Annotated in this window: 20 protein-coding genes; 19 read left to right on the top strand and 1 reads right to left on the bottom strand. The window is 42.2% G+C overall.

Translation table 11 applies throughout. The features are described 5' to 3' along the window. Genes CSV68_RS04180 through pyrE form a run of 7 tightly spaced genes read left to right on the top strand, consistent with a single transcriptional unit; the run spans nt 1 to nt 8,591 of the window. Nucleotides 1–1,278, top strand: coding sequence for a dihydroorotase (locus CSV68_RS04180; RefSeq protein WP_099633119.1), 1,278 nt, complete (start codon nt 1–3; stop codon nt 1,276–1,278). After that, entirely contained in the window at nt 1,278–2,378 is a 1,101-nt protein-coding gene (locus CSV68_RS04185) for a carbamoyl phosphate synthase small subunit (protein WP_099661525.1), read from the top strand. The genes CSV68_RS04180 and CSV68_RS04185 overlap by 1 nt, the downstream gene beginning before the upstream one ends. Continuing rightward, nucleotides 2,371–5,568 (top strand): carbamoyl-phosphate synthase large subunit, encoded by a 3,198-nt coding sequence (gene carB, locus CSV68_RS04190; RefSeq protein WP_099633120.1) that lies wholly within the window; start codon nt 2,371–2,373, stop codon nt 5,566–5,568. Before CSV68_RS04185 ends, carB begins: the two co-directional genes overlap by 8 nt. Further along, nucleotides 5,565–6,344 carry a dihydroorotate dehydrogenase electron transfer subunit gene (locus CSV68_RS04195; protein WP_099661526.1) on the top strand — a complete coding sequence of 260 codons (780 nt, stop codon included), beginning with the start codon at nt 5,565–5,567 and terminating at the stop codon, nt 6,342–6,344. Before carB ends, CSV68_RS04195 begins: the two co-directional genes overlap by 4 nt. Next, nucleotides 6,341–7,255 (top strand): dihydroorotate dehydrogenase, encoded by a 915-nt coding sequence (locus CSV68_RS04200; RefSeq protein ID WP_099661527.1) that lies wholly within the window; start codon nt 6,341–6,343, stop codon nt 7,253–7,255. The genes CSV68_RS04195 and CSV68_RS04200 overlap by 4 nt, the downstream gene beginning before the upstream one ends. Then, complete coding sequence (gene pyrF, locus CSV68_RS04205) at nt 7,252–7,965, top strand: orotidine-5'-phosphate decarboxylase (protein ID WP_099633123.1); 714 nt, start codon at nt 7,252–7,254, stop codon at nt 7,963–7,965. Before CSV68_RS04200 ends, pyrF begins: the two co-directional genes overlap by 4 nt. Continuing rightward, entirely contained in the window at nt 7,962–8,591 is a 630-nt protein-coding gene (pyrE, locus tag CSV68_RS04210; RefSeq protein WP_099633124.1) for an orotate phosphoribosyltransferase, read from the top strand. Before pyrF ends, pyrE begins: the two co-directional genes overlap by 4 nt. 190 nt (nt 8,592–8,781) lie before the next feature. On the opposite strand, the gene CSV68_RS04215 is transcribed toward pyrE, so the two are convergent. Further along, a complete protein-coding gene (locus CSV68_RS04215; RefSeq protein WP_099661528.1) occupies nt 8,782–10,467 on the bottom strand; it encodes an Rqc2 family fibronectin-binding protein in 1,686 nt (561 codons plus the stop codon). A 342-nt stretch (nt 10,468–10,809) separates the two neighbouring features. Here CSV68_RS04215 and gmk point away from each other — a divergent pair, with 342 nt between their 5' ends. From gmk to CSV68_RS04275, 12 genes are all read left to right on the top strand, one after another. Next, nucleotides 10,810–11,427: a guanylate kinase gene (gene gmk / locus CSV68_RS04220; protein WP_099633126.1), complete on the top strand. Its 618-nt coding sequence runs from the start codon at nt 10,810–10,812 to the stop codon at nt 11,425–11,427. 3 nt (nt 11,428–11,430) lie between these two features. Then, complete coding sequence (rpoZ, locus tag CSV68_RS04225; RefSeq protein ID WP_099633127.1) at nt 11,431–11,655, top strand: DNA-directed RNA polymerase subunit omega; 225 nt, start codon at nt 11,431–11,433, stop codon at nt 11,653–11,655. Nucleotides 11,656–11,731: 76 nt separating this feature from the next. Then, nucleotides 11,732–12,952, top strand: coding sequence for a bifunctional phosphopantothenoylcysteine decarboxylase/phosphopantothenate--cysteine ligase CoaBC (gene coaBC, locus CSV68_RS04230; RefSeq protein WP_099661529.1), 1,221 nt, complete (start codon nt 11,732–11,734; stop codon nt 12,950–12,952). Continuing rightward, nucleotides 12,942–15,350, top strand: a complete 2,409-nt coding sequence (priA, locus tag CSV68_RS04235; protein ID WP_099661530.1) for a primosomal protein N' — start codon at nt 12,942–12,944, stop codon at nt 15,348–15,350. Before coaBC ends, priA begins: the two co-directional genes overlap by 11 nt. A gap of 29 nt (nt 15,351–15,379) precedes the next feature. Next, nucleotides 15,380–15,871, top strand: a complete 492-nt coding sequence (gene def, locus CSV68_RS04240; protein ID WP_099633130.1) for a peptide deformylase — start codon at nt 15,380–15,382, stop codon at nt 15,869–15,871. Further along, nucleotides 15,868–16,806: a methionyl-tRNA formyltransferase gene (gene fmt, locus CSV68_RS04245; protein WP_099633131.1), complete on the top strand. Its 939-nt coding sequence runs from the start codon at nt 15,868–15,870 to the stop codon at nt 16,804–16,806. Before def ends, fmt begins: the two co-directional genes overlap by 4 nt. Further along, on the top strand, nt 16,803–18,143 hold the full coding sequence (rsmB, locus tag CSV68_RS04250; RefSeq protein WP_099633132.1) for a 16S rRNA (cytosine(967)-C(5))-methyltransferase RsmB: 1,341 nt from the start codon (nt 16,803–16,805) through the stop codon (nt 18,141–18,143). The genes fmt and rsmB overlap by 4 nt, the downstream gene beginning before the upstream one ends. A 28-nt stretch (nt 18,144–18,171) precedes the next feature. Continuing rightward, a complete protein-coding gene (locus tag CSV68_RS04255) occupies nt 18,172–18,930 on the top strand; it encodes a Stp1/IreP family PP2C-type Ser/Thr phosphatase (RefSeq protein ID WP_099661531.1) in 759 nt (252 codons plus the stop codon). Next, complete coding sequence (gene pknB, locus CSV68_RS04260; RefSeq protein ID WP_099661532.1) at nt 18,927–20,933, top strand: Stk1 family PASTA domain-containing Ser/Thr kinase; 2,007 nt, start codon at nt 18,927–18,929, stop codon at nt 20,931–20,933. The genes CSV68_RS04255 and pknB overlap by 4 nt, the downstream gene beginning before the upstream one ends. A 12-nt stretch (nt 20,934–20,945) precedes the next feature. Next, entirely contained in the window at nt 20,946–21,827 is an 882-nt protein-coding gene (gene rsgA / locus CSV68_RS04265; protein ID WP_099633135.1) for a ribosome small subunit-dependent GTPase A, read from the top strand. 2 nt (nt 21,828–21,829) lie between these two features. After that, nucleotides 21,830–22,498 (top strand): ribulose-phosphate 3-epimerase, encoded by a 669-nt coding sequence (gene rpe / locus CSV68_RS04270; RefSeq protein ID WP_099661533.1) that lies wholly within the window; start codon nt 21,830–21,832, stop codon nt 22,496–22,498. Further along, entirely contained in the window at nt 22,495–23,148 is a 654-nt protein-coding gene (locus CSV68_RS04275) for a thiamine diphosphokinase (protein ID WP_099661534.1), read from the top strand. Before rpe ends, CSV68_RS04275 begins: the two co-directional genes overlap by 4 nt. Nucleotides 23,149–23,153 lie beyond the last annotated feature (5 nt).

Raw genomic sequence — 23,153 nt, forward strand, 5'->3', positions numbered from 1 at the left:
ATGAACACGTTAATTCAACAAGTGCAAATGGTAAACGAAGAAGGCAAGATCGTTGAAACAGATATTAAAATTGCAGATGGAAAGATTACGGAAATAGGTAATCAACTAGCAACAGACGGATATGAAGTAATCGAAGGAAAAGGGTTACTCGTATCACCGGGGTTCATCGATGTACATGTACATCTGCGTGAGCCAGGTGGGGAACATAAAGAAACAATTGAAACAGGTACACATTCGGCAGCTAAAGGTGGATATACGACAATTTGTCCAATGCCCAATACGCGTCCAGTACCTGACACAATAGAAAACCTTGAAAAGGTCAATACATTAATTAAAGACAATGCTAAAATTCGTGTGCTTCCTTATGCGTCGATCACAATCAGAGAAGCGGGAAAAGAACGCACTAATCTTTCTGAATTAAAAGAACATGGCGCATTCGCTTTCACGGACGACGGTGTAGGTGTACAAGAAGCAGGTATGATGTACGAAGCGATGCAAGATGCAGCGAAGATCGACATGGCTATTGTGGCGCACTGCGAAGACAATACATTAATCTATGGTGGCGCAATGCACGAAGGAAAACGTAATAAAGAACTAGGCTTACCAGGAATTCCTTCCATCGCAGAATCCGTACATATTGCACGCGATATTTTACTTGCGGAAGCGGCGGGCGCACATTATCACGTATGTCATGTCAGCACAAAAGAATCGGTTCGCGTAATCCGAGACGCAAAAAGAGCAGGTATTCATGTAACAGGGGAAGTCAGCCCTCACCACTTGTTGTTGACAGAAGATGATGTGCCTGGAGATGATGCAGATTGGAAAATGAATCCTCCGCTTCGTGCCATCGAAGACCGCGAGGCATTACGTGAAGGTTTGATGGATGGCACATTAGATTGTATTGCAACTGACCACGCACCGCATACAGCGGATGAAAAAGCAGTAGGTTTTGCAAAAGCACCGTTTGGCATCACAGGATTTGAAACAGCATTTCCTTTACTCTATACAAATTTCGTCAAGCCAGGATACTGGACACTCAAACAACTTCTTGATTGGATGACAGTGAAGCCTGCAGAAGTGTTCAACTTGCCGTACGGTAAGCTTGAAGTAGGTGCTGAAGCAGATCTAGTATTACTTGATCTGGAAAAGCAACAAAAAATCGACCGTACGACATTTGTTTCAAAAGGTAAGAACACACCATTTGACGGAGTAGAATGCGCTGGATGGCCTGTAATGACAATTTTCGGTGGGAACATCGTATGGAAGGATGGTCAATGATGACAAAAAGATACTTAGTATTGGAAGACGGTTCCATTTTTGAAGGAAAAGCATTTGGAGCAGAAAATGCTTCAATAGGAGAAGCTGTGTTTGCAACAGGCATGACAGGATATCAGGAGACGATTTCAAATCCTTCAGGTTGTGGACAAATCGTTGTAATGACCTATCCGCTAATCGGTAACTATGGTATTAACCGAGACGATTATGAATCCATCGACCTAGCAATCAACGGTTTAGTCGTCAGAGAGTTGACAGAAGAGCCTTCAAATTTCCGTAGCGGCATGTCACTAGGAGACTTGCTTATCTTAAAAGGGATCCCAGGCATCCAAGAGATTGATACGCGTAAACTAACACGCCTATTACGTGACAAAGGTTCGTTACGAGGGAAATTAACTGCTGCTGGAGAAGAGATCGATACCGATGCAACTGTTGCAGAACTTCAACAATATGAATTGCCTACAGATTTAGTAGCCAAAGTATCTACTAAGCGTCCATATCCAAGCCCAGGCTTAGGCAAGCGTGTCGTCGTCATCGACTATGGTATTAAACATGGCATTTTGCGTGAATTAAATAAGAAGGACTGCGATGTTATAGTCGTACCTCACGATACATCAGCAAAAGAAATTTCAGCGTTGTTCCCAGACGGAATTTTATTATCAAATGGACCAGGAAATCCTGAGGACGTAGAAGGTGCAGTCGAGACAATCAAGGAATTACTTGGCAAGAAACCTATCTTCGGTATCGGACTGGGCCATCAATTATTTGCCCTCGCATGCGGTGCTAAAACAGCGAAAATGAAGAACAGCCATATTGGCGGTAACTATCCAGTAAAAGACTTGAATACGAATCGTACAGATCTAACAGCGCAAAGTCATGGGTATGAAGTACTTGAAGATTCTTTAGCAGGAACAGGTCTTGAAGTGACACATAGAGCGTTGAATGACAATTGTATTGAAGGGCTTCGAAGTGAAAAGCTGGAAGCATTCGCTGTACAGTTTCACCCGGAAGCATCACCAGGACCACAAGATTCTAACTATATATTTGAGCGTTTCATTCAACTAATGACTGCAAGCAACCGAAAGGAGAATACTAATGCCTAAACGTACTGACATAAAATCCATCCTCGTGATCGGTTCAGGTCCAATTGTAATTGGACAAGCAGCAGAATTTGACTATGCAGGTACACAAGCCTGTTTATCTCTTAAAGAAGAAGGGTATCGAGTCATTCTGATTAACTCAAACCCAGCAACTATTATGACGGATACTGAAATGGCGGATAAAGTATATATCGAGCCTATCACACTTGAATTCGTTAGCCGCATTATTCGTAAAGAACGCCCAGATGCACTACTAGCGACTCTAGGCGGTCAAACTGGTTTAAACATGGCCATTGAATTGCACGAATCAGGAATTCTAGATGAACTAGGAATTGAGATTTTAGGTACAAAACTCGATGCAATCCATAAAGCGGAAGACCGCGATTTGTTCCGTACATTAATGAATGAAATGGGTGAACCTGTTCCAGACAGTGATATCATCCATAACATCGATGAAGCCTATGCATTTGTTAAGGAAATTGGTTATCCAGTGATCGTCCGTCCGGCGTTTACGCTTGGTGGAACGGGTGGCGGAATTTGTCACAATGATGAAGATTTAGAAGAAATCGTAGCGAGCGGTTTGAAATATAGCCCAGTTACACAGTGTCTTTTAGAGAAATCCATCGCAGGCTTCAAAGAAATTGAATATGAAGTAATGCGTGACTCCGCAGATAATGCAATTGTCGTATGTAACATGGAGAACGTCGATGCTGTGGGTATCCATACAGGAGATTCTATCGTAACGGCGCCATGTCAGACATTAACTGACCGTGAAAACCAGATGCTTCGTAACGTTTCATTGAACATCATTCGCGAGTTGAAAATCGAAGGTGGCTGTAACGTACAGCTAGCACTCGATCCGGATAGCTTTGATTATTACATTATTGAAGTGAACCCGCGTGTGAGTCGTTCATCTGCATTAGCTTCCAAAGCGACAGGTTATCCAATCGCGAAACTTGCTGCGAAAATTGCTGTCGGTTTAACGCTGGATGAAATGATGAATCCGGTAACAGGTAATACGTATGCTTGCTTTGAGCCTACATTAGACTATGTAGTAACGAAAATCCCGCGTTGGCCATTCGATAAATTCGAATCGGCGAAACGAAACTTGGGTACGCAGATGAAAGCGACAGGTGAAGTAATGGCGATGGGCCGTACTTTTGAAGAGTCCATCATGAAAGCTGTCCGTTCTTTGGAAACAGGTCAATTCGATTTATCACTTCCAGGTGGCAATGAAATGTCCGATGAATGGATCGAACAACGGATTCGCAAAGCTGGCGATGAGCGTCTATTCTTCATCGGAGAAGCATTACGTCGGGGTGTAACAATCGAAACTATACACGAGTGGAGCGCAATCGATTTATTCTTCTTACGTAAATTCGAAAACATTGTTCGGTATGAAGAGATATTGAAAGATAATCCGTATGATAAGGAAATTGGTTATAAAGCAAAACGTCTTGGATTCCCTGACATGACGATTGCGAAGTTATGGAAAACAACAGAACGTGAAGTATATGACTGGAGACAAGCTCAAGGTTTAGTTCCTGTCTATAAGAAAGTGGATACATGCGCTGGGGAATATGAGTCGGATACACCATACTTCTACGGTACGTATGAAGACGAAAATGAATCTGTAAGAACGGATAAGAAGAGCGTGATCGTCTTAGGTTCAGGCCCAATCCGTATTGGACAAGGTGTCGAGTTCGATTATGCGACCGTACATTGCGTATGGGCTATACAACAGTCAGGTTATGAAGCAATCATCGTCAATAATAATCCTGAAACAGTTTCGACCGACTTCTCAATCTCTGATAAGTTGTACTTCGAACCGTTAACGATTGAAGACGTCATGCATATCGTAGATCTTGAGCAACCTGAAGGTGTCATTGTACAGTTCGGTGGTCAAACAGCGATTAACTTAGCGGATGAATTGGAAGCGCGCGGCGTGAAAATTCTAGGTACATCACTTGAAGATATCGACCGTGCAGAAAATCGTGATAAATTTGAGAGTGCTTTGCATGAAATTGGTGTACCACAGCCACTTGGAAAGACGGCTTTATCAGTTCCAGAAGCAGTCGTTATCGCAACAGAAATTGGTTATCCAGTTCTAGTCCGTCCATCGTATGTATTAGGTGGTCGTGCAATGGAAATCGTCTACTATGAAGAGGAATTACTTCAATACATGGAGAACGCGGTAAAAGCTAGCCCTGAACATCCAGTATTGATCGACCGGTACTTAACAGGAACGGAAATCGAAGTCGATGCAATTTGTGACGGAGAAACGGTGTTAATTCCTGGCATCATGGAACATATCGAGCGTGCAGGCGTTCACTCGGGTGACTCAATTGCAGTCTACCCTCCACAAAACTTGTCGCAATCCATGATCGAAACGATTGCTGACTATACGAAACGTTTGGCACTTGGGCTCAAAATTCGCGGGTTAATGAATATCCAGTTCGTTATTTCAGAAGGACAAGTTTACGTAATCGAAGTGAACCCACGTTCAAGCCGTACAGTACCATTCTTGAGTAAAATTACGAATATCCCAATGGCAAATGTCGCAACTCAAGCGATCTTGGGTAAATCTATTTTGGAACAAGGCTATACCGACGGACTTGCACAAGCACCAGCAGGCGTCTATGTCAAAGTACCAGTCTTTTCTTTCGCAAAGCTTCGTCGTGTAGACATTACACTTGGGCCTGAAATGAAATCAACAGGTGAAGTAATGGGTAAAGATGTAACATTGGAAAAAGCTTTGTACAAAGGCTTAGTAGCGGCTGGAATGGAAGTAAAAGAATACGGTACTGTGCTAATGACAGTTTCCGATAAAGATAAAGAAGAAATTGTTGATATCGCAAAACGTTTCATTGAAACGGGATATCGTATTGTGGCAACAGAAGGTACGGCTAAAGTACTTGAAGCAGAAAATATTGAAGTGAGAACAGTAGGTAAAATCGGAACAGAAGGTCCGACGTTGATCGATGTTATCCAAAAAGGACAAGCGCAATTGGTGATCAACACTTTGACAAAAGGAAAACAACCGGCACGTGATGGCTTTAGAATTCGACGCGAAACAGTTGAAAATGGTGTACCTTGCTTAACTTCGATTGACACAGCTGCAGCGATGTTATCCGTCATCGAATCCATGACATTCCAGACGGATGCTATGCCAAAGCCGCAGGTGGTTCAATGATTATCCAAGATTTGATGACCGTCGAATCGCAACAGGAAATCGCGAAAAATATTTTTGAAATGAAATTAACAGGCAAGTTGGTCGGAGAAATTACTTCTCCGGGCCAATTTGTTCACATACGAGTGTCGGATTCATTTGAACCGTTATTACGACGTCCGATTTCAATAGCCGAAATTAATCCTGAGAAAGATGAAATGACTATTATCTATCGCGCAGAAGGACGAGGCACTTCGCTTTTGTCTGAAAAGCGTGAGGGAGATATAGTGAATGTACTAGGACCCTTAGGAAATGGTTTTCCCGTTGAAGAAACAGCGGCTGGGCAAACAGCTGTATTGATTGGTGGCGGAATCGGTGTGCCTCCTCTTTATGAGTTGTCAAAACAGCTAACTGCAAACGGAGTGAACTGTATTCACATTCTTGGTTTCGAATCGGATCAAGTCGTTTTCTATGAAGAAGAATTTGCGGCTTTAGGTGAAACATATATCGCAACAGTTGATGGCAGTAACGGTACACAAGGATTTGTTACGAACGTCATGAGTGAGATATCTGATGACTTTGAAACATTTTATAGTTGTGGACCTATGCCGATGCTTGATGCTGTACAAAAAGCGTATGTGCATAAAAAAGGATTCTTATCATTTGAACAACGTATGGGTTGCGGAATCGGGGCTTGTTTCGCTTGTGTTTGTCATACGAATGAAAATGCAACAGATCAGCCATACGTCAAAGTGTGTTCGGATGGGCCAGTATTTCCAGCAGGGGTGGTGCAGATATGAATAGATTAGCGATGACGTTGCCAGGACTTGAATTGAAAAATCCAATTATGCCTGCATCCGGATGTTTCGGTTTTGGTAAGGAGTATGGTAATCTGTACGATTTGTCAAAGCTTGGAGCCATCATGATTAAAGCGACTACGGAAGAAATGCGTTACGGTAACCCAACACCACGTGTCGCTGAAACATCATCGGGCATGTTGAATGCTATTGGTCTTCAAAATCCTGGGCTACAAGGCGTGTTGAGTAATGAATTACCATGGTTAGAGAAATTCGATGTTCCTATCATTGCGAACGTCGCAGGATCTGAAACTGCTGATTACGTAGAAGTGGCGAAACAAATTTCAAATGCACCAAACGTTCATGCACTCGAATTAAATATTTCCTGTCCGAATGTTAAATGTGGAGGGATCCTGTTTGGCACAGATCCTGAAATAGCAAAAGAACTGACGGCAGCTGTCAAAGCGGTTTCTTCTGTACCTGTTTATGTAAAGCTGTCACCAAATGTCACGGATATTAAAGCAATGGCAGTGGCGGTAGAAGCAGGTGGAGCAGATGGCATTACGATGATCAATACATTGGTCGGCATGCGTCTGGATGAAAAGACGGGTAAGCCGGTCATTGCGAATAAAACAGGTGGTTTATCTGGTCCTGCCATTAAACCAGTGGCAATTCGCATGGTCTATGAAGTAAGCCAAGTGGTTAACATTCCAATCATTGGAATGGGTGGCGTTACGTGTGTACAAGATGTCGTGGACTTTTTGTCTGCCGGTGCAAGTGCAGTAGCGGTAGGCACAGCAAACTTTGTTGACCCATTTATTTGTCCAACCATCATCGAGCAGTTACCAGCAAAATTGGATGAACTGGGAATTGACCACATTTCAGAATTGGTTGGAAGGAGTCATCGCGTATGAACCACTCACCAATTATCGCATTAGATTTTGATTCAGCTGAAAAGACATTCGATTTCCTAAAAGCATTTGATCACTCGGTCAATGTCAAAGTAGGAATGGAATTGTACTATAAAGAAGGACCTGCTATGATCGCACGATTGAAGGATGAAGGGTATTCCATCTTCTTAGACTTGAAATTACATGATATTCCGAACACGGTTAAATCAGCAATGAAAGTATTGGCTTCACTTGAAGTGGATATGGTCAATGTTCATGCGGCTGGCGGCAAGCCGATGATGGAAGCAGCACTTGAAGGACTGGAAGCTGGAACTGCTGTAGGCGTTAAACGTCCTGCATTAATCGCAGTGACTCAACTCACATCGACAGATGACCGTCAAGTGAAAGAAGAACAACTAATTAGCGTACCGCTTCGTGAATCAGTAGAGCATTACGCGAAATTGGCTTCATCCGCACAGTTGGATGGTGTGGTGTGTTCCGTACAAGAAGCTAAAATCATTGAACAAGTATGCGGCAAGAATTTCTTCAAAGTGACACCTGGAATACGCTTGGCTCAAGGTGATGTCCACGATCAGAAGAGAGTGGCAACTCCGGCGAAAGCAAAGCAGGAAGGCTCTACACATATCGTAGTGGGCCGTGCGATTACAGGTGCTAACGATCCGCTTGAAGCTTATCAACATATAAAGACATTGTGGGAGGGAATTACATCATGACGAGAGAAAAAGAAGTTGCACACATCCTATTAAATGTAGGAGCAGTTGCAATCAATCCAGAAGAGCCGTTCATTTGGGCTTCGGGAATCGAGTCACCGATCTACTGTGATAATCGCTTAACTATGGCAGATCCGGTAGGACGCAAAGAAATTGCAGAAGGACTTGCGGCATTGATCCGCGTTCATTATCCTGAAACTACAGTCATTGCTGGAACGGCAACAGCGGGTATCCCGCACGCAGCATGGGTTGCAGATATTCTAAAGTTACCGATGGTCTATATCCGATCTACTGCTAAAGCACATGGTAAGAGCCGTCAAATCGAAGGGAAAATCGAGCCGAATGCAAAGGCTGTTATTATTGAAGATTTAATTTCGACAGGTGGAAGCAGTCTGAATGCAGCGAATGCGTTGATCGCAGAAGACGTAGAAGTATGCGGAATTGTTTCGATCTTTACATACGAGTTGCAGAAAGCCGATGAGAAGTTTGCGGAGGCGAATCTTTCGTATCATAGCTTGACAAACTTTGCGGCGCTTGCTGAAGTTGCGAAGGAAGAAGGCGCGGTTAAGGAAGAGTCCATGAATGAATTGATGGAATGGCATGCAAAGTTGAAGCAAGGCACGTTGTAAGTGAATAAGTAAAAAACGGTTCCCAACTTCTGGAGCCGTTTTTTACTTTGAAAAGGAAAGAGGGGGCGTCGTTGATTGACGTTCTAGGGGGAACTATTCCCTACTGTTGAATGCTGAAGAATTGATTATAGGAGTAGAAAGCTGACCACTACTAATGAAAGTGGTCAGCTTTTTTAACTATACAATGATTTTATTTTCGGAGTTTACGTACTAAATCTTCGTCAGGTGTAACGAACGCTGTTTTCTGTTCAAAGTAAATGACGAAACCTGGCTTTGCGCCCGAAGGCTTTTTGACGTGACGAATTTGTGTGTAATCAACAGGTACGGAAGATGAATCCCGGGCTTTGCTGAAGTACGCTGAGAGTCCCGCTGCTTCTTCGATTGTTTGAGCATCTGGGTCGATGTCGTGAATGACGACGTGTGAGCCAGGTATGTCTTTTGTATGAAGCCATACGTGATCTCGAGCCGCTAGCTTGAATGTCAGGTAGTCATTTTGTTTATTGTTTTTTCCTACTGAGATTGGAATACCTGTGGAAGAAACGAATGCTTCCGGTTTTGGTTTCTTCAGCTTTACTTTCTTCTTACTTCTACGAGCACGCATGAATCCAAGTTCTACTAATTCTTGACGGATTTCTTCTATATCGATTGGAGAAGCTTGGTATACTTGCTGTTTGACCATTTCGAAGTATTCGATGTCGTCTTTAGTTTTTTCAAGCTGTTCTGCAATCCGAACAAGTGCTGTTTTTGCTTTTGAGTAACGTGAGAAATAGCGTTGTGCGTTATCAATTGGTGATTTTCTTGGATCAAGTGGAATGGTGACGGTTGTGCCTTGTTCGTAATAGTTTTCTACAGTTACTTCTTTATCACCTTTATGCAGCATGTAACTATTCGCGGTTAATAATTCACCATATAATTTTAACGTATCCAAGTCTTGTGCTGTTTCTTGTTCTTTTTGCAATTTCTTTGTTTTGTTTTCTAATTTGGCAATCTCATTTGACAACCAACGTTCTAAATCGATGGCCTGAGATTTCACGCGTTCCCGTTCCGCTCTCGCAAAATATACTTTGTCGAGTAAATCACCTAAAGTTGTGAACGTTTGCTTGGTTCCTTGTGCATGAGTTAATTCAATTGCAGAAAATAAAGTTTTTCTATCGTTCTCTACGACAGTTGGTTTCATCGCACCCAAGCTGAAGCTCTCAAGAAATGATCGCCACACAGTAAATGATTGCTTATCATCCTCTAAACGAGACAATAATTCCGCAGCGGTTAATGGGGAAAAACCTGCGAAATGTTTTACTACGTCTTTTGGTTCCTGCAAAGCGCCTACCAGTGTATTGAATTCCACTTCGGTTACCTCGAACGGATCCACTTTATCTTGTGGTGGTGCCGGAATATAAGGTTGCCCGGGTAAAACAGTACGGTAACTGTTCACAGAAGGTGGTAAATGTTTCATGCTGTCAATAATCATATCGCGTGAAGCGTCCAGTAAAATCAAGTTACTGTGACGCCCCATGATTTCAATGACTAACTTCCGTTCGATTTGGTCACCCAATTCATTTCTAGCTTGAACATGGATATTTACAATCCGGTCATTTTCAAGCTGTTCAATCGACGTAATCATCCCGCCTTCAAGTTGTTTGCGTAATACCATACAAAACAACGGTGGCTCTGGAGGGTTCGTTAACACTTCTTCAGTCAACTGCAATCGTGAAAATGAAGGATGTAACGATACTAATAATTTATGATTTTTATTATTGGCGCGGATTTGAAAAATAATTTCTTGAGAATTCGGCTGATGAATCTTCGAAATCCGACCAGTCTTCAGTTGTTGCAGTTCGCTTACCATTGCTTTCGTAAATAAACCATCAAATGCCATACGGATTCCTCTTTCATTTCGTTTTGTTCCATTTTAGCACTCATCGTATGATTATGGTATAATATGAACAGATTGCACACATGGGCCTTTTCATTTTAATGATAAATTTCTAGTATTTCCTAGACTTTCTTGTTAAAGTTACATGTTAGGAAGCATTATTAGTTGATTGGAGCGTAAGGCGGCGACTCCTAGGGGATTAGCGTGTGTCTTGAGACCCTGGACTGAACGAAGTGAAGGAAGCGGCTCAAGTCCACGCCCCCTGGAAAGCGTCCGCCTGAAGCGCAAATCAACGGTGCGTAACAGGTATGGCGTGCTAATGAATACATAACAAAGAGGGATTACATGTACAAACATCGAGGACTCCTTATCGTCCTTTCTGGTCCATCCGGCGTCGGAAAAGGAACCGTACGAAAAGAATTGTTTTCAAGTCCGGACACCAATTACGAATATTCCATATCCATGACGACAAGAAATCCGCGTGAAGGTGAAGTTGACGGCGTTGACTACTTCTTCCGTTCAAAAGAGGTATTTGAAGAAATGATCGGAGAAGGAAAACTTCTCGAGTACGCAGAATATGTAGGGAACTACTACGGAACACCACTCGACTACGTTAACGCAACACTTGACGCTGGTCGTGACGTATTCCTTGAAATTGAAGTAGTCGGTGCAGCACAAGTGCGTGAAAAAGTACCAAACGGCCTGTTTATTTTCTTGGCACCTCCAAGTTTAAGTGACCTGGAAACTCGTTTGATTGGTAGAGGCACAGAAGCATCTGATATCATTGCAGACCGTGTATTAAAAGCAAGAGAAGAACTCGAAATGATGCACCTGTACGATTATGTAGTAGAGAACGACGAGGTCTCCAAAGCATGTGATCGAATCAATGCGATAGTTACGGCAGAGCATTGCAGAAGAGAACGTGTGGAACAGAGATACTTACAGATGTTGGAGGGAGAATAAACTATGTTATATCCATCAGTTGATTCACTAAAAGGAAAAGTAGATTCTAAATACACTTTAGTTACATTGGCAGCTAAGCGTGCGCGTGAACTACAAGAAAAGCAGAATGAATCACTTCAATCATACCGCTCGGTAAAAAGTGTTGGTAGAGCACTTGAAGAAGTAGCAGCAGGCGTCTTGATCAACATTGCAGCAGACGAATCAATTATTTACGAAGATGAAGTATGATTTGAAATAAAAACAACTCCCTTGGAATTCAACCGTTCTCAGGGAGTTTATTATTTTTGGAAAGGAAGAGAGTTCTATGAAGATCGATAATAAAAACATTTTACTCTGCGTCACAGGTGGTATCGCAGTTTATAAAGCTGTCGCGCTCGTCAGCAAATTGAGTCAGGCAGGCGCGAATGTAAAAGTCGTGATGACCGATTCTGCGAAAGAATTTGTTCAGCCATTATCCTTTCAAGTCATGTCACGCAATGATGTATATTTTGATACATTTGATGAAAAAGATTCCCGCGTCATTGCACATATAGATCTAGCTGACTGGGCCGATTTAGTGGTCGTGGCGCCCGCTACAGCTAACGTCATCGGCAAACTTGCAAACGGAATTGCAGATAATATGGTGACGACTATCTTACTTGCAACACAGGCAGACGTTTGGATTGCGCCTGCAATGAATGTACATATGTATGCCCATCCCGCAGTTAGGCGTAATATTGACCAATTGCATATGGATGGCTATCAGTTTATCGAACCTTCAGAAGGTTTTTTAGCTTGCGGTTATGTAGGTAAAGGTCGCTTAGAAGAGCCTGAAAAAATTACTGAGTTAATTAGCAATCACTTTAACGAAGTTTCCTATCAGCCGTTACGCGGTAAAAAAGTTGTCATTACAGCTGGTCCAACCCGTGAACGTATAGACCCGGTCCGCTATGTATCCAATTTTTCAAGTGGCAAGATGGGTTACGCAATGGCGGAAGCAGCACAGAAGCTGGGTGCTCATACCGTACTAATCTCAGGACCTGTCGAGCTATCAGTTCCAACAGGCGTTCAGGTGATACATGTAGAAAGTGCCGCTGAAATGTTTGATGCTGTAATCAGTCAGTATGATGATGCATCGATTGTAGTAAAATCGGCAGCTGTTGCAGACTATCGACCAAAAAGCATCCATGGTCAGAAAATGAAGAAAAAAGATGGCGACGATGTACTTGAATTGGAACGGACTACTGACATTCTTAAAACACTTGGAAAGCGCAAAGAACATCAATTACTCATTGGCTTTGCAGCAGAAACGACAGATGTGATTGCTTATGGACAAAAGAAATTAGAATCTAAAAATCTGGATTATATTATCGTCAATGATGTCACCGATCCTAGTGGCGGTTTTGGTAGTGACACAAATGTTGTGACATTGCTTTCTAGAGAAGGAGACGCAATTCCTTTTTCCGCTATGCCGAAAGTTCAACTGGCCGAACAATTATTTGAAACCATTCTTCAGCAAGAAAGTAGTAAACTGCATGATCGCTGAAGTCATTGTAGATGTAGCAGCCTATCCAATTGACCGGCCGTTTGATTATGCCGTTCCTATTGATTGGGAACATGTCATGGCACCGGGATTACGGGTCAAAGTTCCTTTTGGTCCACGAAAAGTTGCGGGCTATGTAACGGGGATTAAAGAGGAAAGCGAACTAGATTTTAATAAAATCAAACCAATAGCGGAAATTATAGATTTAGAGCCGGTTTTATCTACAGAATTATTAGCATTGTCAAAGTGGATGGCAACGGAAACGATTGCCTACGAAATCGATGCACTGCAAGTTATGTTACCTGCAGCTATGCGTGCTAAATATGAAAAGATCATGACTGTCATTAAGCCGGAAGAGCTTGACGACTCATTCCGTGCATTTTTGGGCAATCGCCAGCAAGTCACATTGAAAGCTATTCAAGATGCCAACTTATTAAATGAAGTAAAGAAATATAATGAACTAGGGATTGTTGAAATTGATACGGCAATCCAACAAAAAACCAAAATGAAAAAAGTGAGAATGATTCATGTACCGGATGCGAAGCAACTGAAAACTGCGCTGGATGAAGTACATCCAAATGCAAAAAAACAACAAGAACTACTTCGTTGGCTGTTGCTGCATCCTACGGAATCAATTGAAGCAAGTAAAATCCTCGATGAATCCGGCGTTACAGCTACTGTTTTAAAGTCACTTATAGATAAAGAAATAGTAGAACAATCGCAAGTTGAAGTGTACCGTGAATTAGAATCGCCTAAAATGCAAGATAGCGGTAAACCGGAACAACTAACAGACGAACAACAAGTTGCTCTTTCCGCGATTGAACAGTCGAGTGACAAGAACATTCAAGAAACCTTTTTACTTCACGGTATTACGGGAAGCGGTAAGACGGAAGTTTACTTACAGGCTATCGATCATGTGTTGAAACAAGGAAAAGAAGCGATTGTGCTCGTACCTGAGATTGCCTTGACACCTCAAATGACGGCCAGATTTAAAGGTCGGTTTGGAGAATTGGTTGCAGTTTTGCATAGTGGCCTGTCTGCTGGTGAAAAATATGATGAATGGCGCAGGATTCATCGTGGTGAAGTGAAAGTTGCGATTGGTGCACGTTCAGCAGTATTTGCTCCTTTTACAAACTTGGGGTTATTGATCCTTGATGAAGAACATGAGACTACCTATAAACAAGAAGAATCACCGAGATACCACGCACGAGATGTAGCTATTTGGCGTGCTGAGTACTATCAGTGTCCTGTTATTTTAGGAAGTGCGACACCTTCATTAGAGTCTTATGCTCGGGCTTCCAAAGGGGTCTATTCATTATTAATGCTATCAAAACGCGCGAAGAATCAAGCGTTGCCAAGTGTTGAAGTGGTGGATATGCGAGAAGAACTGAAAGCAGGAAACCGTTCGATGTTTTCTGTGGCACTTGCTGAAGGGATCCGAGATCGGTTAGCGAGAAAAGAACAAATTGTTTTGTTGCTTAATAAACGTGGATTTTCGAGTTTCGTGCTTTGTCGTGATTGCGGGACGGTTGTTGAATGTCCGAACTGCGATATTTCATTGACATACCACCGCGCTAGCGAAAGTTTGAAGTGCCATTATTGCGGTCATGAAGAGCGGGTACCTACGGAATGTCCGCAATGTACAAGCGAGCATATACGGTTCTTCGGAACTGGAACGCAGAAAGCGCAAGAAGAATTATATAAATTAGTACCTGAAGCTCGCGTAATTCGGATGGATATTGATACGACGAATACAAAAGGCGCTCATGAACGACTGCTATATGATTTTGGTGAAGGAAAAGCAGACATTTTACTTGGAACTCAAATGATTGCCAAAGGATTGGATTTTCCACGCATCACGTTAGTAGGCGTATTGGCAGCCGATACCTCTCTTCATCTGGCGGACTTCCGCGCTGCCGAAAAAACATTCCAACTATTGACACAAGTGAGCGGTAGAGCGGGACGTGATCAACTACCAGGTGAAGTGGTTATTCAGACATATGATCCTGAGCATTACGCGATTGAATTATCTAAAACACAGAATTACGTACCTTTTTATGAAATGGAAATGGATAGACGAAGACAACTCGGTTATCCACCGTACTATTATGTGACGGTTGTACAGTTCAGTCATGAAGATGTATTAAAAGCAGCTGACTATGCACACAAAGGCACTGAATTTATGGCAGAGCGTTTATCACCTGGTACAGTCATGATCGGACCGACAGCCGCCGCCATCAGTCGTCTCAACAATAGATATCGCTATCAAAGTTTGATAAAATACAAACATGAACCCGCACTTATACCGGTTCTGCAACAACTGTTGAAACACTACAAAACAAGTTGGGCAAAAGACGGCTTGGTCATGTCGATTAACCGTGAACCAACCTCGATCTTTTAACCTTTCTTCGAAGAAATGAGGAAATTATTTTGACTATATTAAAAATCGTACAGCACCCGTCGCCTATTCTCACGAAGCCATGCGAAGAAGTGACAGTATTTGATGATGAATTGGGTGTTTTACTTGATAATATGCATGAAACGATGATTGAACATGACGGTGTGGGCATAGCAGCACCACAAATCGGGAAATCCATTCGTGTAGCGATTGTAGACTTTGATGAAGAACAAGATATTATCGAAATGATCAATCCTGTCGTTACGGCAACTGGAGGATCGGAAGTAGAAGTAGAAGGATGCTTAAGTTTCCCTGGATTATTCGGAGAAGTAGAACGTCCTTTCTTCGTTAGGATTGAAGCGCAGGAACGTGATGGTAAGCTTTATGAATTAGAAGCAGAAGGCTATGAAGCGCGTGCAATTTTGCATGAGATTGACCATTTGAACGGAGTTTTATTCGATAAGAAGATTCAACGTATCGTGGACCCGTCTGAATTCGAAGACGACGAGGAGGATGACGAATGACAAAAATCATTTTCATGGGAACGCCTGAATTTTCTGTAGGTGTTTTGACGATGCTATATAATGATGGATATGAAATTCTTGCTGTTGTGACTCAACCGGATCGTCCGGTGGGCCGAAAGCGCGTATTGACACCTCCTCCTGTCAAGGAAGAAGCGCTACGTTTAGGTCTGCCCGTCATTCAGCCTGAGAAACTAAAAGGCTCTGTAGAGTTGCAGGAAATCCTCGAACTACAGCCGGATTTAATCGTAACAGCTGCATTCGGTCAATTGCTTCCGAATGAACTACTAGAAGCACCGAAACTGGGTTGTATAAATGTCCATGCTTCTTTATTACCTAACTATCGTGGTGGTGCACCGATTCACCAGGCAGTCATGGATGGCAAGAAAGAGACCGGCGTCACAATCATGTACATGGCTGAGAAACTGGATGCGGGTGATATCATTTCACAAGTCACTACTCCAATTGAAGAAACAGACGATACGGGAACGATGTTTACAAAACTATCTATAGCAGGAACTACACTATTAAAAGAAACGTTACCATCGATTATTGAAGGCACGAATGAGCGTACAGTACAGGATGAGACGCAAGTGACGTTTGCTAGAAACATCTCGAGAGAACAGGAAAGAATTGACTGGACGAGTTCTGCTCTTTCAATTTATAACCAAGTAAGAGGCTTACATCCTTGGCCTGTAGCCTATACAAAATTTGCTGGTGATCAAGTGAAGATTTGGTGGACACAAGTGGAAGAACAAGTATCTGATGCAATGCCAGGAGAAATCATCGGTCTAGAAAAAGATCGTATTATCGTACAGACAGGTGAAGGCTCATTGGCAATTACCGATTTACAACCAGCAGGAAAAAAACGAATGACAGCTACCGTATTCTTAAATGGAATCGGATCAAAATGGCAAGTGGGAGACAAGTTTGAATGACAAATTATAAAAAGAAAATTTGGCGTGGCAATGTACGTGATGCGGCATTATCCATGTTGATGCAAATAGAAGAAGAGCAAGCGTATAGTAATTTATTGCTTCATAAAACAATTGAAATCTATGATCTTCAACCAAAAGACCGTGCATTATTGACGGAACTAACTTACGGTACGTTACAACAACAAATGACACTGGATTATTACTTAGAACCATTTGTTAGAGGAAAGCTACAACCATGGGTACGACAGCTACTTCGTCTATCCGTTTATCAAATCATTTACCTATCGAAAATTCCTGAGCATGCGGTTGTCAATGAAGCAGTAAAAATTGCCAATAAGCGTGGACATAAAGGTGTTTCGTCGATGGTCAATGGAATTTTGCGTTCGATACTACGTGAAGGTGTGCCATCTTTAGATGAAATTGAAGATCCTGTCACTCGTTTGTCTATAGAGACAAGTCACCCTGAATGGTTAATCCGAAGATGGATTGAGCAATACGGCATGGAGGAAGCTACCGCTGCGGCAGTAGTCAACAATCAGCCGCCGATCACAACTGCGCGAATCAATAGAACGAAAACCAATATAGGTGAGGTAATCGGCTTGCTGAAAAAAGAAGGGATTACGGCAATTGCTGGCACTCTTTCTGACAGCAGTATACAAGTTGAATCGGGTAACCTCGCTTCTACAGAAGTCTTTAAACAAGGTTTATTGACAATCCAAGATGAGAGCTCTATGCTTCCGGCCATCGCGTTACAAGTGGAACCAGGTATGCGTGTATTGGATATGTGCGCTGCTCCAGGTGGTAAGACTACACATATTGCAGAACGTATGAAAAATGAAGGAGAAATTCAGGCGCATGATCTGCATCCACATAAATTACGTTTAATTGACCAAAACGCAGAACGGCTCGGGCTGACTTCTATTCATACAAATAGCGGGGATAGCAGAGAGTTATTGAAAACATACGAACCTCAATCGTTCGACCGAGTGCTAGTAGATGCGCCATGTAGTGGGCTAGGTGTTATTCGCAGAAAGCCTGAAATTAAATATAAAAAAACTCTACAAGATATTGAAAATCTGACAATCATTCAAAAAGAATTACTCGAAGTTGCCTGTCAGTTAGTAAAGAAAGATGGTCTTTTAGTATACAGTACATGCACGATTGATAAATCGGAGAACGAAGAGATTGTGGAATGGTTCTTGAAAGAGCAGCCAGACTTCGCACTCGTTCCACTCCATATACTTGAAGGAGACAATGAGCACCGCTATTTGCAGATATTACCGCACGACCATCAAAGTGACGGTTTCTTCGTAGCGACGTTACAAAGAATCAAGTAACCTGACCAATTGGAATGGAGGGTAGCCTATGGAATATGAAATACGGTCAGATACAGGACGAAAACGAACTGTCAATGAAGATGAAGCCGCCGTATTCGTTCATTCAGAAATGAAGACGATGCTCGCAGTCATTGCAGACGGAATGGGTGGTCATAAGGGCGGAGATTTTGCCAGTGCCACAGCGGTGCGTATGCTAGGTGAGCAATTCATGTCGGCTGATAAAGAAGTAGTAACGGAGCAGGATTGGATTGACTTGCTGTATGATGCAATCGTCGATATTAATCAGTTTTTGTATATAACCGCCCAAGAAGATGACACGTATAAAGGCATGGGAACTACGCTAGACCTTGCACTCATTTTGGATGATCACTGTGTAGTTTTTCATGTGGGAGACAGCCGGATTTATCAAGTGACAGGCAAAGCGATTCGTCAAATAACAAAAGACCATTCTTTTGTGAATGTGCTGATTGATAGCGGGGAAATTACGGAACAGGAAGCCGAAGTGCATCCACAGCGTAATTGGATTATGAAAGCGGTAGGTTCAGAGAAATCCATCGTACCTGATCGCTATTCATTTCCATTACTGCCACACTCGTATGTATTACTTTGTACAGATGGTTTGAGCAATAAAATCGAAAAAGAAAAAATGCTCGATATTATGTTGAATCAAAGTTCATTAGCCGACAAAGCAGATGAGTTTATCGACTTGGCGAACCAACGTGGTGGAGAAGATAATATTACAGTAATACTACTGGCTATTCCTGAAATCGAGGTGACTCCCGTATGATTGGAAAACGAATCGGAAAACGATACGAAATTATTCGGGTGATTGGTGACGGAGGTATGTCCAGGGTTTATTTGGCGCACGATATTATTCTCGACCGCGATGTAGCGATCAAAGTATTGCATTATGATTTTTCCAATGAAGAAGAATTAAAAAAACGATTTCAGCGGGAAGCACTTTCCGCTACGAGCTTGACACATCCTCATATTGTCAATATTTATGATGTCGGTCAAGAAGATGAGCTCCATTACTTGGTGATGGAATACATAGCCGGCAAAACATTAAAAGATTACATCCACACTCATGGCGCATTGTTAGCAGAACATGCTGTGTCCATTATGAAGCAGCTTGTATCTGCCATATCACACGCTCATCATAACGGTATTGTTCATCGTGACATTAAACCTCAAAATGTGTTGATGAACGGTGAGGACGATGTGAAAATAACAGACTTTGGAATTGCAATGGCTTTGAATTCTACGGTACATACGAAGACGAACTCTGTTATCGGAACTGTCCACTACCTGTCTCCTGAACAAGCTAGGGGCGGTATGGCTACGAAGCGATCAGATGTATATTCACTTGGCATCGTATTTTATGAATTACTGACAGGAGAATTGCCATTTTCAGCGGAGACAGCGGTCGCGATCGCGTTGAAGCACTTACAAGAAGAAACACCATCCGTCCGTGATCAGTATCCTGAAATACCTCAAAGTGTAGAAAATGTCATTCTTAAGGCAACAGCTAAAGATTCAAGCTATCGCTATGCGACTGCAGATGATATGTATGATGACTTATTAACCGTTTTATCACCCGAACGATTGAATGAAAGTAAATTTGTCTTGCCGTTTGATGATGATAAGACTATGGCTATTCCTGCTATTAAAAGTGTTCCGAAATCAGCAATGGCAGAAGAAACTATGAAAATAGCTCCCGTAAAACCTGACCCAGTAGCACCAGTGAAAATTAAAAAGAAGAAATGGCCATATGTATTGGTTGGGAGCATTCTGTTACTAGTGTTACTGACATTCTTATTGGTTATGATGATGAAACCCAAAGAGATTATCGTACCTAAAGTAGTGGGTGAAGAAGAACTTGTCGCTACAGAGATACTTGAAAAAGAGGGCTTTGTCATAGATGAGCGTTTTGAAGAGACATCTGATGAATACACCGTAGGACAAGTGATTAAAACAGTACCTCAAGCGGGAAAGAAGCGTAAAGAGGGCGACGGCGTGAAATTATTTATCAGCTCTGGAAAAGATCCTATGGTGCTTAGTGATTATACGGGGCGTAACTTTGAAGCGACTAAACGCTTTTTAGATGGTTATGGATTTTTACCTATTGAATCAGTCGAAGTCTTTTCTGACGAGCCAAAAGGAACCATTCTTAGCCAACAACCTGAAGCCGATCAGTCTGTCATTCCTGAAGAAACGGAGTTGATCTTCACAGTAAGTAAAGGCAGAGAGTTGCAATCACTAGATGATTTATCGGGTATGTCCGCTAAACAACTAGAAGACTATGCGAAGAAATCTGGCCTGAAGATCCACATCGTCAGTGAGGAACATTCGGATAAAGTGGATAAAGGATATGTTATTTCTCAGAAGCCTTCTAAAGGAGAAAAAATGGAGAAAGGACAACGTGTGGATGTTGTAGTGTCGAAAGGGCCAGCGTCCAAGCCGATTAAATTGTTAGTGAAGACAGTGACGATTCCATATAACTATCCAGAAGAGCTGAAAGATGAAAATGTTGAAAATGATGAAGAAGATGAAATAGATTCTGAAGGAGATCCGAAACCTGAACCGAAGCTCATTCCTCAGAAAGTACAGATTTATATACAGGATCGTACGCACACGATGAATGATCCTATTGAGGAATTTGAGATTACTGAAGATACGACACGTAAGCTTACGATCGAACTTCTAGAAGGTGAGCGCGGAGGATATAAAATTATGCGTGATCAAACGGTAATTGAGGAAGATAAGTTCAACTATACAGATTTAGAATAGAGGAGGAGTTCGATGGCTGAAGGCCAAATTCGTAAAGCAATCAGTGGGTTTTATTACGTAGAGCATAATGGGAATTTAATTCAATGTAAAAGCCGTGGGGTTTTTCGATTAAAGAAAATTAATCCCTTGGTAGGAGACTTTGTTACGTATGTGCCTGACGGAGCTAATGATGCGACGATCACAGACGTTCATCATAGGAAGAGTGAGTTAGTCAGACCGCCCATTGCCAATGTAGATCAAGTGTTACTGGTCTTTTCAGTCGTGGAACCAAATATGAGTCTTCGTTTACTAGACCGATTCTTAACAGTCATTGAATCACATCAGTTAGAACCGATTTTGTATATTTCTAAAGAAGATATTGCCAACCCCAAAACACTAGAAGAAAATGAAGTGAATCTTGCATATTATCGACGTATCGGTTATACCGTACTACGTAATGTAGAGAATAAGCATTCATTACTTGAAACACTTCGCCCATATTTTAGCGGTAAGACTACCGTACTTGCAGGTCAGTCCGGTGTGGGGAAATCCACGTTATTGAATACGATATTACCTGAACTTCAACTAAAAACCGGTGTCATCTCGGATGCTCTTGGACGGGGTAAACATACTACACGTCATGTAGAGTTATTAGAAGTGGCGGATGGTTTGGTAGCTGATACACCTGGGTTTAGTTCTTTGGATTTCGAACATATCGAAAAAGAAGAACTGCGAGATTATTTTGTGGAGATTTCAGAAGCGGGTACGGATTGTAAATTTAGAGGATGTCTTCATCTAAAGGAACCGGGTTGTGCAGTTAAAGCACAAGTGGAAGAAGGAAAGATTTCGGAAGGTCGCTATAAGAACTATTTGCTATTCTTGCAAGAAATTACGGATAGAAAGCCGAGGTATTGATTATGATTAAAATTGCCCCATCTATTTTAGCAGCAGACTTTGCAAGACTTGGTGAAGAAGTGAAAGAAGTAGAGAAAGCAGGAGCTGAATTAATTCACATCGATGTAATGGACGGACATTTCGTACCAAATATTACAATGGGCCCCATTGTCGTCGAAGCGTTGCGTCCTTTGACGAAGTTACCGCTTGATGTCCATTTGATGATTGAGAATCCAGACGCTTATATCGAGGACTTTGCGACAGCGGGTGCGGATTATATTACTGTACACGTAGAAGCATGCCGGCATTTGCATAGAACATTGCAATTGATCAAATCGACGGGTGCTAAACCAGGAGTTGTATTGAATCCTCATACACCGATTGAGCAAATCATGCATGTCCTTGAAGATATCGATATGGTGTTGTTCATGACAGTCAATCCAGGTTTTGGTGGACAGTCGTTTATTCATTCGGTCCTACCGAAAGTGAAGCAACTCTCTGATATTATTAAACAACGAAATTTATCTATTGAAATCGAAATAGATGGCGGTATTAACGAAGAAACGATCAAACCTTGTGTGGAAGCAGGTGCGACGATTTTTGTTGCAGGCTCCGCGATTTATGGTAAAGAAGACCGTGCCAAAGCACTTCAAGCTATTAAATTAGCTGGTGAAAGTGTGATGGCGAAATGAAATATGCTATCGTGTGTGCAGCAGGCCCTATAGAAGAAGTGGTTGACTTAGCTGAATATAATCAAGAAGATACCGTGTATATCGGTGTAGACCGTGGTGCGTTGTATTTATTGGAAAAGGGAATTCAGCCCAACGAAGCAGTTGGCGATTTTGATTCTGTGACGGAAGAGCAGTTTAAGCAGATCAACACGAACGTAGAAATTGTCCATCGTGCGAATGAAGATAAAGATGAGACAGACACAGAACTGGCTGTGCAGCGAGCGCTAGCATATGAACCCGATTACATTGTCTTGACTGGTGTGACGGGTGGTCGCTTGGATCACTTACAGTCTGCTTTGCATTTATTGTATCGCATGCAAGCAGAAAATCGTAAAGTGAAATTCAAGATACACAATACGACGAATGATATCCGTGTCATGCTACCTGGTGTGAGACGAGTTAAGAAAGATTCACGCTATCCGTATACTTCTTTTTTCTCGTTTGGCCCCGTCGTAACAGGGTTGACGTTGACAGGATTTAAATACGAAACGGTAAATGAGCGATTAGAAATTGGTGTAACTCGTTTTACAAGTAATGAAACAGTGGCGGATGTTTGTACTATCTCTTTCCGTGAGGGCATATGCTTAATGGTAAGGAGTTCAGATTCCTGAAAGGA

The sequence above is a fragment of the Sporosarcina sp. P29 genome, from assembly GCF_002743265.1.
Classification (GTDB): Bacteria; Bacillota; Bacilli; order Bacillales_A; family Planococcaceae; genus Sporosarcina.